Origin of the sequence: Herminiimonas glaciei (assembly GCF_042664955.1) — a bacterium.
GTDB lineage: Bacteria > Pseudomonadota > Gammaproteobacteria > Burkholderiales > Burkholderiaceae_D > Oxalicibacterium > Oxalicibacterium glaciei.
The window spans coordinates 2,080,635-2,096,186 of record NZ_JBHTBU010000001.1 but is presented as its reverse complement, the minus strand read 5'-3'; the positions used below and the strand labels follow the sequence as shown (position 1 = coordinate 2,096,186).

Genomic DNA, 15,552 nt, shown 5'->3' with positions numbered 1-15,552 from the left:
TTTCTATATACGTTTTTCTTCTAACAAAATGCAAAAAGATTCGTTTTCTTTATAACGCCTAAGTGTGATTATTGCAGCCTGTTAGCCATATTTGTAATAAGAGAGCTTATGTCAGCCGTCCTTGCCCTTCCTGTCAGGAAACAAACCGCATCCAGGGTTTTGCCCGGATTCAATTTGTCGCTTGGCTTTACGATCTTTTATCTCAGCCTGATCGTCCTGATACCGCTGTCGGCCGTCTTCCTGAAAACATTCACGATGACGTGGGACGCTTTCATAGCGGCCGTCACTTCGGATCGCGTGATTGCTTCTTATAAGCTGAGCTTTGGCGCATCGCTGATCGGCGCGGTGTTGAATGCTTTCTTTGGCGGCATCGTGGCCTGGGTCCTGGTGCGCTACAAATTCCCCGGCAAGAAGATTATTGATGCGATGGTTGATTTACCGTTCGCATTGCCGACCGCGGTTGCGGGTATCGCATTGACCGCACTGTATTCGCCAAATGGCTGGATCGGTCGTTACCTGGAAGCGATCGGCATCAAGGTTGCCTTTACCCCTTTGGGCGTGATCATCGCTTTGACTTTTATTGGTTTGCCGTTTGTTGTGCGTACCGTGCAACCGGTGCTGGAAGATGCTGAGCGTGAATTGGAAGAGGCCGCAGCCAGCCTCGGTGCGAGCCACTGGCAAACCTTTACCAAGGTGATTTTTCCGACGGTATTCCCGGCCTTGCTGACCGGTTTTGCGCTGGCGTTCGCACGTGCCACCGGTGAATACGGTTCCGTGATTTTCATTGCCGGCAATATGCCGATGGTGTCCGAGATCACGCCGCTGTTTATCGTGACCAAGCTGGAACAGTATGACTATGCAGGTGCAACAGCAATTGCGGTGGTGATGTTGCTGGCTTCCTTCCTGATGTTATTGACGATTAATTTATTGCAAGCCTGGACCCGCAAGCGTGGTCAGGCGGAGAAAGTTTGATATGGCGGCGATCGCTCCTCCTTCCAGTAGTGCGCTTCCGGTTAGCTTGGCGCGTGCGCCGCGCGTTCCCGCAGCAACGCTGGAGCCAACTTGGGTACGCACTTTATTGATTATTGTTGCGCTGGCTTTCCTGACGCTATTCCTGTTTGTGCCACTGGCATCGGTGTTTGCCGAAGCGTTGAAAAAAGGCTGGGATGCCTATATTGCGGCGATCCTGGAAGAAGATGCGGTGTCGGCGATCAAGCTGACCTTGCTGACGGCGGCGATTGCCGTGCCGCTGAACCTGGTGTTCGGTGTGGCGGCTTCCTGGTGTATCGCCAAGTTTGATTTCCGTGGCAAAAGCATCTTGCTGACACTGATCGATTTGCCGTTTTCAGTTTCACCTGTCATCTCGGGCCTGATTTATGTCTTGCTGTTTGGCGCCCAGGGCTGGTTCGGCGGCTGGCTGCAGGAACACAATATCAAGATCCTGTTTGCGGTTCCCGGCATTGTGCTGGCGACAATTTTCGTGACTTTCCCGTTTGTCGCGCGTGAATTGATCCCGCTGATGCAGTCGCAGGGCAGTGAAGAAGAAGAGGCGGCGCTGGTATTGGGCGCTTCCGGCTGGAAAACCTTCTGGCATGTGACCTTGCCGAATATTAAGTGGGGTTTGTTATACGGTGTGATTTTGTGTAATGCCCGTGCGATGGGTGAATTTGGTGCAGTTTCGGTGGTGTCCGGCCATATCCGCGGCCAGACGAATACGATTCCTTTGCAGGTCGAGATTCTGTATAACGAATACCAATTTTCAGCGGCATTCGCGGTAGCATCGTTGCTGGCAATGTTGGCACTGGTTACACTGGCGCTCAAATCATTCATCGAATGGCGTTTACGAGATACACACGAACAGTTTCAGGAGCAGGGATCATGAGCATCGAAGTCAAGAATATTCAAAAGCAATTTGGCAATTTTGTCGCACTTAACAATGTATCGCTGGACTTTCCGGCGGGCGAGTTGACTGCATTACTGGGCCCTTCGGGCTGCGGCAAAACCACCTTGTTGCGCATCATTGCCGGTCTGGAGCAACCGGACCACGGGCAAGTGTTGCTGGATGGCGAAGATGCTTCGGCGCGCCATGTGCGCGAACGCCAGGTCGGCTTCGTATTCCAGCATTACGCATTGTTCAAGCACATGACCGTGTTTGAAAACATCGCTTTCGGTTTGCGCGTGCGCCCGGCGGCGACCCGTCCATCGGAGGCGCAGATCAAGGAAAAAGTCACCAAATTGCTGGAACTGGTGCAACTGGACTGGCTGGCTGATCGTTATCCGCCGCAATTGTCCGGTGGCCAACGTCAGCGTATTGCGCTGGCCCGTGCTCTGGCAGTGGAACCACGCGTCTTGTTGCTGGATGAACCATTTGGCGCGCTGGATGCAAAAGTCCGTAAGGAATTGCGTCGCTGGTTGCGTCGCCTGCATGACGACCTGCATGTCACCAGTATTTTCGTGACGCATGACCAGGAAGAAGCACTGGAAGTGGCGGATCAGATCGTCCTGATGAACAAGGGCAATGTCGAGCAGATCGGTGCGCCCAAGGATGTATATAACAACCCGGCTTCGCCTTTCGTCTATGGCTTCCTCGGTAATGTGAACCTGTTCCACGGTCGCGTACATGAAGGCATTTTGCAATCGTCAGGCATCGCATTCGAGGCGCCCGAGCATGCAGAAACACAGGATACCAAGGGTATCGGCTATGTGCGTCCGCATGACCTGGAAGTGGACAGGTACACGACTGGTGCGGAAGGCATCGTGGTGCAATTGCGCCGCGCCCATGCGATCGGCCCGCTGGCACAACTGGAGCTGGAGCGTGACGATAACGGCGAGTTGATTGAAGCCGTGATCTCGAATGAACGCTTTGGTCATTTGAAATTGAAAGAGGGCGAAACGCTGATCGTTCGTCCTAAACGTTTGCAAGTGTTTGTTGACGAATCGGTGTAAGCGTTAAACGCTGACCGTTAGTCACCGCACTATTGCGCAAGTATAGATAGAGGTGCCTGGATATGAATTTTCAACAACTACGATCGATCCGCGAGACCGCGCGTTGCGGTTACAACCTGACCGAGGTGGCGAATGTGCTGTTCACATCGCAGCCTGGCGTCAGCCGCCAGATTCGCGAGTTGGAGGAAGAGCTGGGCGTCGATATCTTTGAACGCAATGGCAAACGCCTGACCGGCCTGACCGATCCCGGTCGCGGCATTTTGCAAATCATCGACCGTTTATTGCTGGAAGCGGAAAACCTGCAACGTGCGAGCCAGGAATACGCAGGACAGGAAATCGGCACATTGGCAGTGGCGACTACCCACACGCAGGCACGTTACATGCTGCCTAAGGTGGTGCAGGTGTTCCGCAAGGAATTCCCGAAAGTGCGTATCGCCCTGCAACAAAGCACGCCGGAACATATCGCTGAGTGGGTTTTGTCCGGCAAGGCGGATATCGGTATCGCAACCGAAGGTTTGAGCCAGTTCGAAGATTTGGTGTCTTTCCCATGCTACCGCTGGCATCACTCGGTAGTCGTACCGGACGGTCATCCCTTGCTGGAAAAGAAATTGATCACGCTGGCTGACCTGGCGCAGTATTCATTGATTACTTATGATCTCGGCTTTACCGGTCGTGGTCACATCGATGATGCGTTCAAGCAGGCGGATATCACTACCGATATCGTGTTGACCGCGATGGACTCGGACGTTATTCAGCAATACGTGTTGCTCAACCTGGGTGTCGGCATAGTCGCTTCGATGGCCTTGCAGCACAATGGCAGTAATGGCCTGAAGGTGATTGATGCTTCACACCTGTTTGCACAAAACGTGACACGCCTGGCGGTACGTCGTGGTGCTTACCTGCGTCAATACACATATGACTTCATCCAGCAATTTGCACCGGACCTGACGCGTGCGGATATCGATGAAGCGATGAAGGTACATGCCTGATTAGTTGGCTGCTGTTGTCAGGGCGAAAAAAATGAAAGCGTGCTGTCCGGATCAGGCAGCACGCTTTTTTTTACATTCACTTTAAACAGGGATTCAAGCCAGATGCGATGTACAAGCAGCCGTGGCCTTGTACTATGCCGTTTTCTTCAGCAGCGGACTGTATCTCAATGCTCTCCTGCTGAAACGTATACCGGCACTGGTTGCGTAAAGTATGCGTGCAGTATTTGATAAACCATCAGATAGTTTTTTTGCTGGAAGCTGGCATGGGAAATTCCGTTCAACATGGTGAACTGTTTGTCGGGGTGGGGCAGGCGTTTGAAGAACTCAATCAGGTCGTCAAAGGCTGCGATGCCATCAAACTGGCCGCGTAACACGACGGTAGGCACGGTAATTTTCTCCGGATCAACCAATGGTAATTTGGAGCACATATCGATATACGTGCCGTTCGGCATGGAGTCGTCGAGTGCCAGGATCGCATCTGCAAACGCTTCCACCACGCGTTTTTCTGCGCAGTCGGCGTGATCGCGCTCAAAGATCGAATAGACATAAGCCCTATCGATAGGGCGTCGATTCGACGCGAGGAATTCAGGCAGCTTCTTGCGTCTTTGCTCCAGCGTATGTGCACCCTCGCCAGTCCAGACGAAGGCGTCGAGTGCCAGCCGTGATACGCGGTCGGGAAAGCGTTGTGCAAACAAGGCGGCGCGCAGGGCACCCGAGGAAATGCCGTAGGTCAGGAAGTTTTCAATGCCGCGTGTACGACGGATATAGTCGGTGGCGGCAGCAAGATCGTCAGCACCGTTGGAAATGTCGCAAGTGATATCACGTGTTTTATCAGAGCGGCCATATCCCTCCATATCGACGCACCAGCAAACGAAGCCGCGCTTGGCGAACCAATCCATTACCGATGAATCGGCCCGGCCCGGTACTTTGAGGTCGAAGGTCGGTTGCGATGCCATCGACGAACCGTGGACAAACAGTACCGCAGGTTTATCCTCCGGTGTATCGACAAATTTTTCCCATAAAAACAAACGGACGTCACCCTTGTTGGTCCAATGCTCGACACCTTGCACAGTGTTTTCAGATATCTTGTGTACTGCGTTCATTCAATTCTCCTAAGGTTATTTTTCAATTGAAACCACGTGATGGGAAACAGTTGCTTGTGACGCGTCAGAGTTGGACACCGCTTGCGGTTTCCCAGTACTTGACGATTTCCGAGTGATCGCGGCTGCCGCCGATTTGTTCACAGGCGGCGCGCCACAGTTGCTCGGTCGCTTCACCTAACGGTACCGCTGCGCCCACGCTATGTGCACTGTCGACGGCGATCTTTACGTCCTTGGCGATGAGTTGCATCGCCATGCCGGTGCCGAATTTTTGCGTCAGCACATGCGGGATGATTTTTTTGACGACCGGATGCTGGCGACCGTTGCACATCACATCGATGGCTTCGGCCATGACCTTGCTGTCGAGGCCAAACTTGCGACCTATCGTCATCGCTTCCAGCGTATTGATGAGTGCGCATGCATTGATGTAATTGGTCATCGCCTTCAGTACATGCGCACTGCCGATGTCGCCGCACGGCCAGAGCTTGCGCCCCATCGCATCGAACAATGGCCGGCAGCGCTCTATCGATGCGTCATCACCACTGACCATGATGTCGAGGCTGGCATCCTGCGCGAATACCACCCCGCCCATGACCGGTGCATCCAGGTAGCCGATACCCAGCGCGGCAAGTTCGGCGCTGATGCTGCGTGTTACCGCCGGAGCGGAAGTGCCCATGTCGATGGCGATGCTGCCGGGTGCGAGTTGCGTCGCAAGTCCATCATCAAACAATACTTGCCGCACCACCTGATCACTGGGCAACATGAAAATCACCACATCGGCGCCTGCTCCCACTTCTGCCGCGCTGCGTGCGACGCGTGCCCCATGTTCGCGTGCGAATGCATTGGCGGTCGCCGCCTGCCTGTCGTATACGGTCAGGTTAAAACCTTTGCGCGCGAGCTGTCCGGCCATAGGCGTCCCCATATTGCCTATGCCGATGAAACCGATATTCCTGATGTTATCCATCGCTGTGTTTCTCCTGTGGCCGCCCGGATTGCGTGTTGTTGTGTTACTTGCTCCCGAAGCCGGGTTCGAAATAGCCACCGTCCGTCGTGCCATCGACAGCCTTGCCATGGATGCCGTGTGACAAATCCTTGACGGTGAGGAAAACCACGTCTTCATCCGGCGTTGCGACTGTCGAGTGCACGATATTGGCCGGGAAGTACAACAATGTTCCGGGACCGCATAGCCGCTCGGGCTGATCGCCTATGCTTACGCGCAGGGTGCCTTGCACGATGTAATTCCATTGCTCGTTTGGATGGGTATGTGGTTTCGCACCAGTACCACGAGGCTTGCTGATCAGGCCGACCTGCATGCGTTCGCCTTCGACAACCGGGCCGAAAGCGGTCGAGTAACCGATACCGGCAGCCATGCCCGCCATCTCCGGCAAGGCGAAGATGTATGTGCCGTTACCTGCTTTAACCGCACCCTTGTTTTTGGTATTGGTAGTCATATTGTTCTTTCCTTGAGATTGCGGCGATCCTGCCATTCATGCTGCATTGCTAAGCAGGCCGGTAGCTTCCACACCTTTGAGGCAGCAGGCTTCATCTTCATCGCCGGTACCACCACTGGCACCGACTGCGCCCAGAATCGCACCGTCTTCACCTTTGATCAGTACGGCGCCGGTTTGTGGCAGGAAGCGACCTTTTGCAGTCGCCGCCAGTGTCGTGAAAAAGGCCGGGTTGTCTTTGGCGCGCAGGCCGAGCGCACGGCTGGAGCAACCCATGGCTGCGGCGCCCCAGGCTTTGCCCAGTGCAATGTCGAGGCGGAACATGCTGGCGTTGTCTTCGCGTTGTGCGGCAATGATGTTGCCGCTGGCATCGAGTACGACCACTGCGAGTGGCTTGATGCCGACTTCATGGGCATGCGCGAGGGCGCTTTCAATAATGTTGTTGGCCTGTTTCAAGCTTAGAGCGGACATGCGTGATCTCCCGTTAATGTTGCGGTTAGGTTGAAGGTGGAGTTGGAGCGGGGCACATGTGCCCCGGGATGGCGGAGCTACCTCATGGTTTGCGGGCCGATTTCTTTTATCAGTGTGGCGAACTGCTGGTTTTCGTTGCGCACCAATGCGGCAAATTCTTGCGGTGAATTGCCGACTGCTTGCGATGCTTGCAGCGCAATCGCGTTGGCGACGTGGGGATCCTTCAGTACCTGGATGATGTCGCGGTTCAGACGCGCGATGATGTCAGGTGGGGTACCCGCGGCAGCGAAAACCCCGAACCACGAATTGATGTCAAAACCGGGTACGCCCGATTCTGCAATAGTTGGCACGTCCGGTAATGCCGGCTGGCGTACGATGGTGGTAACCCCCAGTGCGCGCAATTTGTTGGACTTGATAAGGGGCAGTACCGCGGTGATCGGTGCGAACATCACCTGGATCTGATTGGCGAGCAATGCGATGACGGCAGGGCCGGATCCCTGGTAGGGGACATGCATCATCTGGATCTTGGTTTGCCGGTCGAACATTTCGCCGGCGACGTGGCTGGGCGAGCCGATGCCGGCCGAGCCAAAGTTAAACACGCCTGGTTTGGTTTTGGCGAGGGCAATGAATTCGGCAACAGTCTTTGCCGGCACCTGTGGATTAACGACCAGGATATTTGGTACGCGCACGACTTGCGTTACCGGCACCAGATCCTTCAGCGTGTTGTAGGAGAGTTGTTCGTAGATGTGTGGGGCGATCACGATGCTGGTCGATTGCGCCATCAACAAGGTATAGCCGTTTGGTTTCGATTTGGCGACCGCCGCACCGGCGATGGTGCCGGATGCCCCCGCCTTGTTATCGACCACCACCGGTTGCCCCAGGCTTGCCGACAGGCCGGGGCTGACCAGGCGGGCAATGGCATCTGCAGCGCCCCCCGGCGATGCCGGAACAATCAGCCGTATCGTTTGCTGCGGATAGGCATCATCGGCGTGGGCAGCCGTGCCGGCCAGCGTCAGGCAGGTAGTGAGCGTGAGTGCAAACAGCTTTTTCATCCTTGTCTCCTTGATATTTTTTATCCATGGATAAACCGGCTTGCTGACGCGTCCTTGCGCGTTTTTTTACAGACTAAGCCCGCGCCATATATCTGCACAAATGATTTAAATTTATATAATTTATAGATGTCATCTATGTATTTTCATATAACATTGATGAAACTATGGATAAGCCAGCCTTAAACCGATGGCTATGGAAAGCCGGTATCAGGCGTAAATGCAGGGAGCAAATACAGTATGGAATTGCGACATTTGCGTTACTTTCTGGCGGCGGCGCAGTCACAGAGCTTCACGCGCGCGTCGGAGAGCCTGCACATCACGCAGCCAACGCTGTCGCATCAAATCAAGCAAATAGAAGATGAGCTGGGCATACAGTTATTCGATCGGGTTGGTCGTGTCGTCAAACTGACGACTGCCGGCGAACTGTTCCAGGTTTATGCGAAGCGCGCGTTGCTGGAAGTCGATGCAGGCCTTGATGCCTTGAACGAACTGGAAAATCTCAAGCACGGGAGGGTGACGTTTGGCGTGCTGTCTTCGTTCGGTACCTTTCACCTGCCGCCTATCCTGGCCGATTTCAACCAGCTTTATCCCGGCATCAAGATTACGGTCTTGCGTTTGCGTTCAGGCGAGATCGAAGAACGCCTGCTGGACGGCGAGTTGCATTTTGGCGTGGCATACGCACCGTCCAGTACAGAACAGATCAATGTCGAACCACTCTTTACCGTGCCGCTTGCATTGGTGGTGGGCGATCGTCATCCACTCGTGGGTAGTGCGGGAATTGCGCTAAACGAATTGAATGAGCATGAACTGATCATGCTCTCGGATGAATACAATTCGCGAAAAATGATGGATGCGATTTTGCTGGCGAACGGCATCACGCCGCGTATCGTGATGGAAATGAATGCGATAGAACCGATACTTGCTACCGTGCGCAATAGTTCACTCGCGACTATCCTGTCGGCCAACCTGGTGGATGAAATGCCGGGACTGCACCAGGTGCCGCTGACGCCGACCGTGGCGCATACGGTAGGCCTGTTCACGCGCCGCAACAGTCATTTATCGGCGGCAGCACGCGCGCTGGTTGATACGATACGGCAGCGCTTTTGAGCTGGATGGTGTGTGATACTCCGATAGGGCTTAACGTTTGAGGCAACAAAAAAGGAGCGCATTGCGCTCCTTTTTTATTTCACATCTGATCTGTCTATCACGGCACCAGGTTTTGTTTCGCTGCCTGCTTGGCTTTGATTTCGCTGACAGTCTTGTCGATCACGGTCACGCGATACGCGGTCGCCGGGTGGATTGCGGTATAGCTGTTGGTGACGCTGGCCGGATATTGCGTTGCCAGGCGTTGCCAGAAGCTGCTGACGCCATCGATGTTGTAACCGCCACGTACCAGCATGTAGAGCGCGAGGCGATCGGCTGCAGCATCGGTTTCCTGTGGTACGGCCTTGATGCCGCCGCTGCCACCGAGGGCACCGGCATCCGGCGTGATACGTATCATATTGTCGATGACGCCACCGACGGTTGCGCTCATCCTTTGCTGGGCCGGATGACCGAGCGCGTTATGCGCCAGTTCTTTCGCCAGTACGTAAGCGACTTCATTGTCGTTGCGGGCAAAATTCAGCATGCCGCGTGTCACCAGTACCCGACGGCCATCAGCATACGCACTGACATTATCGGTGTTACCCAACTCAATGCCGAAGCCGCAAGCACGGGTCAGCGGCACGGTGACCGCGACATTGCTGCCGTTACGGATCAGGCCGAGTTTGACGTTGCTGGTCGAGTTGACCAGCGGTCCGAGTATCGCGGCAGCCTGGCGCTCGGCGTTCGGTCCTTGCGGCATCGGTTTGTCTTGTACCGTGGCGAGGATATCGCCACGTTTGACGCCGGCACGTGCTGCGCCGCTATTGTTCAGGACGCCGGTGACTTGCAGGCGCTCATCGAAGCCCAGCGATTGCGCCGCTTCTACATAGTCTTCCGAGAATGAATACTTGGTCTTGGCGCTGAAGCCGATCAGGTTGCGCGCATTGCCTTTGCACAGCGGTGCATTATTGACCAGCAGTGGTGCGGCCAGGCGATACAGGCGATCCTGCTGCGCGGTGACATTGCGCAAGGCTTGCTTTTGTGCGGATTCGGTGACCGGGGCAGGTGCCACGGTGCCGGGACGGGCACTAGGAGTATCGAGCGAGACAGTGCTGCAACCGGCCAGCAATAAAGCGATGGGAAACAGGGCGGTGGTGGCCGGCGATAGCCGCTTCATTTTGCTTACTACAGGTTGCAGCAGGGCATGCATAAAAAATTCTCCTAGAAATTCAGTGTTTCCCGGTGCTGCCGAAGCCGCCAATACCGCGTTCGCTTGTATCAAATTCTTCAACTACATTGAAGCCGACTTGCAGGACCGGAACGATGACCAATTGCGCCAGGCGCTCCATCGGATTGAGGGTAAATTCTGTCTGACCACGATTCCATGTCGACACCATCAATTGGCCCTGGTAATCGGAGTCGATCAGGCCGACCAAGTTCCCCAAAACGATGCCATGTTTGTGGCCCATGCCACTGCGTGGCAGGATCATCGCCGCATAAGCCGGATCAGCCAGGTGGATTGCCAGGCCGGTCGGTACCAGATGGGTTTCGCCCGGTTTGATGACGATAGGTGCATCTAGGCAGGCCCGTAAATCCAGGCCGGCACTGCCTGCGGTGGCATAGGCTGGCAGTTGGTCTTGCATGCGGGGATCAAGGATTTTTACTTCGATAGTCTTCATGGGCTGGATGATGGGGATATAGGTAGATAGTTGGATCTGGAGAGGCGGAATCAGGACAGGCGCTGTGCGATTTCACGCACCAGCTGACGCGCCAGTTTTTGTTTGTCTGCGAGTGGCAAGGCGGTATGGCCCTTGTCGTCGAACAGCACGAGTTCGTTCTGGTCCTGGCCGAAAGTCTGGTGGCCGATATTGCCGACCAGCAGCGGGATATTCTTTTTCTTGCGCTTGGCTTCGCCGTATTCAAGCAGGTTTTCCGACTCGGCGGCAAAGCCGACGCAATACGGTGCATTTTTCAATGCGGCAACAGCGGCCAGGATGTCGGTGTTTTGTTCGAAGGCCAGCGACGGTGCATCACCGGCTGCATTTTTTTTCAGTTTCTGTGCGCTGACATTGGCGACGCGCCAGTCGGCGACGGCAGCTACTGCGATGAAGATGTGTTGTGCGCTGATGCGCGACATCACGACGTCGTGCATTTGTTCTGCGGTCTGTACATTGATGCGTTGTACGCCATACGGTGCATCGAGTGCGGTCGGGCCGGATACCAGTGTGACGTCGGCACCGGCTTCACGCGCGGCACGGGCAATCGCATAGCCCATCTTGCCGGACGAGAGATTGGTGATGCCGCGTACCGGGTCTATCGGTTCAAAGGTCGGTCCGGCGGTCACCATCACGCTTTTGCCGACCAGCAGCTTGGGCTGGAAGGATGCAATGATTTCTTCCAGCAATTGTTCGGGTTCCAGCATGCGGCCCATACCGGTTTCGCCACAGGCTTGTTCACCGGCGTCAGGGCCGAGCACCGCAATACGATCCGCTTTCAGTTGCGCCACATTGCGCCGGGTCGCCGGGTTTTGCCACATCTCTACATTCATGGCCGGTGCTACCAGCAAAGGCAGGGTGTCGGGACGGGCCACGCATAAAGTGGAGAGCAGGTCGTCGCATGCACCATGCGCGAGCTTGAAGATGAAATCGGCGGAGCAGGGCGCGATCACGATCGCATCCGCGTCACGCGTGAGGTCGATGTGCGGCATATTGTTGGCTACGCGCGCATCCCATTGATCGGTCACGACCGGATGGCCGGACAGCGCCTGCATCGTGACCGGTGTAATGAAGTGGGTGGCGGCATTCGTCATGACAACCTGCACTTGCGCGCCGGCCTTGCCGAGGGCGCGTGTCAATTCAGCCGCTTTGTAGCAGGCGACGCCGCCGGTTAATCCCAGTACGATTTTTTTACCAGCAAGATCCATGAAGGACGCTCCTGAAAGATGTGCGGGCTAGTGTATCAGCTTGCGCGCCGCAGGCTCATTTTCCGACGCGCCGCAGTTCGTCATAGATAAACAATACTGCGCCTATGCAAATCGCGCTGTCGGCGATGTTGAAGGCAGGCCAGTGCCAGCCGCCGATATGGACATCGAGGAAATCGATGACATGGCCGTACAGCACGCGGTCGATCACATTGCCGATGGCGCCGCCGAGGATCAGGGCCAGCGCCCAGCAAAACAGGCGTTGTCCGGCATGCTTTTTCAGCAGGTAAATGATGAAGATGGCAGCGCCTATCCCCATTATTGTAAAGAAGTAACGTTGCCAGCCGGTCTCGGACGCGAGGAAGCTGAACGCTGCGCCCTTGTTATAGACCAGGACCAGGTTGAAGAAGGAAGTGACCGCATGCGATTCGCCATAGACGAAGAGGCGGGTAATCGTAATTTTGGTGATTTGATCGAGCAGGACCAGGATGGCGGCGATGCCTAGCCAGGGAACCATGCTGCTGGAAGAGGAGAAGTAACGTTTATTGGAAGCCATCGCTATCTTTGCCGGTAAGTGTCGTAAAAATCGCTCCGGCCGTGGCCGGAGCGAGGTGTGCGCAAATCAATGATGCCGTTTGCGGCAGTCTTATGCAAAACGGCGTGCTTCGCCCTTGCCAAACAAATTGGCGACGCAACGGCCGCACAAGCCTTCATGTTCCGCATGCGAACCGACATCGGCGCGGTAGTGCCAGCAGCGCTCGCACTTCTGTGCCGCCGATGGTGTGACCGCTACGCTTTCTTCTTCGGCCTTGGCGACCTTGCTGACGCTGGCTTGCGAAGTGATGAGGACAAATTTCAGATCATCCTCAAGGCTGGCCAGTGCATCGAACTTGTCGCCGCTCGCTTGCAATGCGACTTCCGCCTGCAGCGAAGAACCGATACCGCCGGCGACGCGTACTTCTTCCAGTTGCTTGGTAACGTCATTACGCACTTCGCGCAGCAGCGCGTACTTGCCCAGCAAAGCTGCACCGTCCGCCACTTCCGGCAATTGATAGAAAGTGTGCGTGAAGATGGTGCCGTCGGCATTCATTTCCGGGCTGGCAAATACCGCCCACGCTTCTTCTGCGGTGAAGGATAGCATCGGTGCCATCAGGCGCAGCAGGGAGTGCGTCAGGTGCCAGATCGCGCTTTGCGCCGAACGACGTGCATGTGAAGTCACGCCGCTGGTGTAGAGGCGATCTTTCAGGATGTCGAGGTAGAAGCCGCCGAGGTCTTCCGAGCAGTACATCTGCAGTTTCGACACCACCGGGTGGAATTCATAGACCTGGTAATGCGCCTGGATTTCAGCTTGCAGCGCGTTCATTTGCGCAATCGCATAGCGATCGATTTCCAGCATGTCGGCGACCGGTACCAGGTCTTTCGCTGCATCGAAGTCAGAAGTATTCGACAACAGGAAGCGCACGGTATTGCGGATACGACGATAGCTTTCGGTCACACGCTTGAGGATTTCATCCGAGATCGACAATTCACCGGAGTAATCGGTGGATGCGATCCACAGGCGCAGGATGTCCGCACCCAGTGTGTCTGAAATCTTTTGCGGTGCCAGGGTGTTGCCGAGCGACTTCGACATTTTCTTGCCTTCGCCATCGACCGTGAAGCCGTGCGTCAGCAATGCCTTGTAAGGTGCACGACCGTTCATCATCGACGACGTCAGCAGCGACGAATGGAACCAGCCGCGATGCTGGTCCGAGCCTTCGAGGTAGAGATCAGCCGGGAAGGCCAGCTCTTCCTTGTGCGAACCGCGCAAGACGGTTTGATGGGTACAACCGGAATCGAACCAGACGTCCAGCGTGTCCTTGTTCTTCAGGTACATATCTGCATCGGCACCGAGCAACTCTTTCGGGTCCAGTGTCAGCCATGCTTCTATGCCTTCTTTTTCCACGCGTTGTGCGATCTGTTCCAGCAACTCAGGTGTGCGTGGATGCAGGTCACCGCTTTCCTTGTGAACAAAGAAAGCCATAGGCACGCCCCACTGGCGTTGGCGCGACAATGTCCAGTCCGGACGATTCGCGATCATGCCGTGCAGGCGCGCTTTGCCCCAGCTCGGGAAGAATTCGGTTTCTTCAATGGCCTGCAATGCGGTTTCACGCAGGGTTGCGCCCTGGTTCTTCGGCATCACATCCATCCCGGCAAACCACTGCGAAGTGGCACGGTAGATGATAGGTGTCTTATGACGCCAGCAATGCATATAGCTATGGTCGAACATCACCAGCTTGAACAGCGAGCCGACTTCATCCAGCTTGGCGCAGATCGGTTTCGATGCTTCCCAGATGGTCAGGCCGCCGAACAAAGGCAACCATGATGCGTATTTGCCGTCGCCCATGACCGGCGCGATGATTTCATCGTCGCGCATGCCGTGCGATTTGCAGGAAATAAAATCTTCGATACCGTAGGCTGGTGCCGAGTGCACGATGCCGGTACCGCTGTCAGCGGTGACATAGGTGCCCGGGTAGATAGGCGACAAACGGTTGTAGCCCGGATCAACATCTGCAAACGGATGCTTGAACTTGATCATGGCCAGCGCTTCACCGACGCAAGTCGCGATGACGGTACCTGTCAGGCCGTAACGTTGCAGCGTGGCTTCGACCAGATCGGCCGCGAGGATGATGAGGATGGTTATACCATTGCGTTCGGTTTGCACCAAAGCGTAAGTGAATTCAGGATGGACGTTGAGCGCCTGGTTGGCCGGAATGGTCCACGGGGTGGTGGTCCAGATGATGGCGTAACCTTTGTCGGTTGGCAGCTTCGCCAGGCCAAATGCTTTCGCTACTTTTTCCGGTTCGGCAAACGGGAAGCCGACGTCGATTGCCGGGTCGCGCTTGTCCTGGTATTCAACTTCCGCTTCAGCCAGTGCCGAGCCGCAATCGAAACACCAGTTGACTGGTTTCAGGCCACGATAGACGTAACCTTTTTCCATCAGGCTGCCGAGCGCGCGCAACTCATCGGCTTCATTGCCGAAGTCCATGGTTTTGTATGGCTTGTCCCATTGACCGAGGACGCCGAGGCGGATGAAGTCTTTCTTTTGGCGTTCGACTTGTTCATTCGCGTAAGCACGTGCCTTGGACAAAACTTCTGCGGTTGGCAAGTTCTTGCCGAATTGTTTTTCGATCTGGATTTCGATCGGCATGCCGTGGCAATCCCAGCCCGGTACATACGGTGCGTCAAAGCCTGCGAACTGGCGCGTCTTGACGATCATGTCTTTCAGGATTTTGTTGACTGAGTGTCCGAGGTGGATGTCGCCATTCGCATACGGTGGGCCGTCATGCAGGATGAACTTCGGGCGGCCTTTGGAAGCCTTGCGGATTTTTTCGTAGACCTTTTGCTCTTGCCATTGCTTGACCCATTGTGGCTCGCGTTTGGCGAGATCACCGCGCATAGGGAATGGGGTATCGGTCATATTGACCGGGTATTTACTTTGCGGTTTTGCTGCCGGCTTGCCAGGTTTGTTTTGATTGTCAGACATAATATTTTTTCGAAGGTGGT

The 15,552-nt window shown here is 55.3% G+C and carries 15 protein-coding genes; 5 read left to right on the top strand and 10 right to left on the bottom strand.

What is annotated here, in order from left to right; translation table 11 throughout:
* Nucleotides 1-108: 108 nt before the first annotated feature.
* From cysT to ACFQPC_RS09400, 4 genes are all read left to right on the top strand, one after another.
* Nucleotides 109-972 carry a sulfate ABC transporter permease subunit CysT gene (gene cysT, locus ACFQPC_RS09415; RefSeq protein ID WP_382271608.1) on the top strand — a complete coding sequence of 288 codons (864 nt, stop codon included), beginning with the start codon at nt 109-111 and terminating at the stop codon, nt 970-972.
* 1 nt (nt 973) lies between these two features.
* Nucleotides 974-1,882 carry a sulfate ABC transporter permease subunit CysW gene (gene cysW / locus ACFQPC_RS09410; protein ID WP_382271607.1) on the top strand — a complete coding sequence of 303 codons (909 nt, stop codon included), beginning with the start codon at nt 974-976 and terminating at the stop codon, nt 1,880-1,882.
* Complete coding sequence (locus ACFQPC_RS09405; RefSeq protein ID WP_382271606.1) at nt 1,879-2,946, top strand: sulfate/molybdate ABC transporter ATP-binding protein; 1,068 nt, start codon at nt 1,879-1,881, stop codon at nt 2,944-2,946. Before cysW ends, ACFQPC_RS09405 begins: the two co-directional genes overlap by 4 nt.
* 62 nt (nt 2,947-3,008) lie before the next feature.
* On the top strand, nt 3,009-3,935 hold the full coding sequence (locus ACFQPC_RS09400) for a CysB family HTH-type transcriptional regulator (protein WP_382271605.1): 927 nt from the start codon (nt 3,009-3,011) through the stop codon (nt 3,933-3,935).
* A gap of 164 nt (nt 3,936-4,099) precedes the next feature.
* Here ACFQPC_RS09400 and ACFQPC_RS09395 read toward each other — a convergent pair whose 3' ends face one another.
* The 5 genes from ACFQPC_RS09395 to ACFQPC_RS09375 form a co-directional block, all read right to left on the bottom strand.
* Nucleotides 4,100-5,038 (bottom strand): alpha/beta hydrolase, encoded by a 939-nt coding sequence (locus tag ACFQPC_RS09395; protein ID WP_382271604.1) that lies wholly within the window; start codon nt 5,036-5,038, stop codon nt 4,100-4,102.
* 64 nt (nt 5,039-5,102) lie between these two features.
* On the bottom strand, nt 5,103-5,999 hold the full coding sequence (locus ACFQPC_RS09390; protein ID WP_382271603.1) for an NAD(P)-dependent oxidoreductase: 897 nt from the start codon (nt 5,997-5,999) through the stop codon (nt 5,103-5,105).
* A 43-nt stretch (nt 6,000-6,042) separates the two neighbouring features.
* The gene (locus tag ACFQPC_RS09385) at nt 6,043-6,486 is read right to left on the bottom strand and encodes a cupin domain-containing protein (protein ID WP_382271602.1); all 444 of its coding nucleotides are present in this window, start codon (nt 6,484-6,486) and stop codon (nt 6,043-6,045) included.
* Nucleotides 6,487-6,522: 36 nt separating this feature from the next.
* Nucleotides 6,523-6,954, bottom strand: a complete 432-nt coding sequence (locus ACFQPC_RS09380) for a GlcG/HbpS family heme-binding protein (protein ID WP_382271601.1) — start codon at nt 6,952-6,954, stop codon at nt 6,523-6,525.
* Nucleotides 6,955-7,031: 77 nt separating this feature from the next.
* Complete coding sequence (locus tag ACFQPC_RS09375) at nt 7,032-8,006, bottom strand: Bug family tripartite tricarboxylate transporter substrate binding protein (RefSeq protein WP_382271600.1); 975 nt, start codon at nt 8,004-8,006, stop codon at nt 7,032-7,034.
* Nucleotides 8,007-8,243: 237 nt separating this feature from the next.
* Between ACFQPC_RS09375 and cynR the strand changes: the two genes are divergently transcribed.
* Nucleotides 8,244-9,113 (top strand): transcriptional regulator CynR, encoded by an 870-nt coding sequence (gene cynR / locus ACFQPC_RS09370; RefSeq protein WP_382271599.1) that lies wholly within the window; start codon nt 8,244-8,246, stop codon nt 9,111-9,113.
* Nucleotides 9,114-9,210: 97 nt separating this feature from the next.
* On the opposite strand, the gene ACFQPC_RS09365 is transcribed toward cynR, so the two are convergent.
* The 5 genes from ACFQPC_RS09365 to ileS form a co-directional block, all read right to left on the bottom strand.
* Nucleotides 9,211-10,299, bottom strand: a complete 1,089-nt coding sequence (locus ACFQPC_RS09365; protein WP_382271598.1) for a M48 family metalloprotease — start codon at nt 10,297-10,299, stop codon at nt 9,211-9,213.
* Between the two features lie 19 nt (nt 10,300-10,318).
* The gene (dut, locus tag ACFQPC_RS09360) at nt 10,319-10,768 is read right to left on the bottom strand and encodes a dUTP diphosphatase (RefSeq protein ID WP_382271597.1); all 450 of its coding nucleotides are present in this window, start codon (nt 10,766-10,768) and stop codon (nt 10,319-10,321) included.
* A gap of 50 nt (nt 10,769-10,818) precedes the next feature.
* Nucleotides 10,819-12,012: a bifunctional phosphopantothenoylcysteine decarboxylase/phosphopantothenate--cysteine ligase CoaBC gene (coaBC, locus tag ACFQPC_RS09355; RefSeq protein WP_382271596.1), complete on the bottom strand. Its 1,194-nt coding sequence runs from the start codon at nt 12,010-12,012 to the stop codon at nt 10,819-10,821.
* Between the two features lie 55 nt (nt 12,013-12,067).
* A complete protein-coding gene (lspA, locus tag ACFQPC_RS09350; protein WP_382271595.1) occupies nt 12,068-12,565 on the bottom strand; it encodes a signal peptidase II in 498 nt (165 codons plus the stop codon).
* A gap of 90 nt (nt 12,566-12,655) precedes the next feature.
* Entirely contained in the window at nt 12,656-15,532 is a 2,877-nt protein-coding gene (ileS, locus tag ACFQPC_RS09345) for an isoleucine--tRNA ligase (protein ID WP_382271594.1), read from the bottom strand.
* Nucleotides 15,533-15,552: the final 20 nt, after the last annotated feature.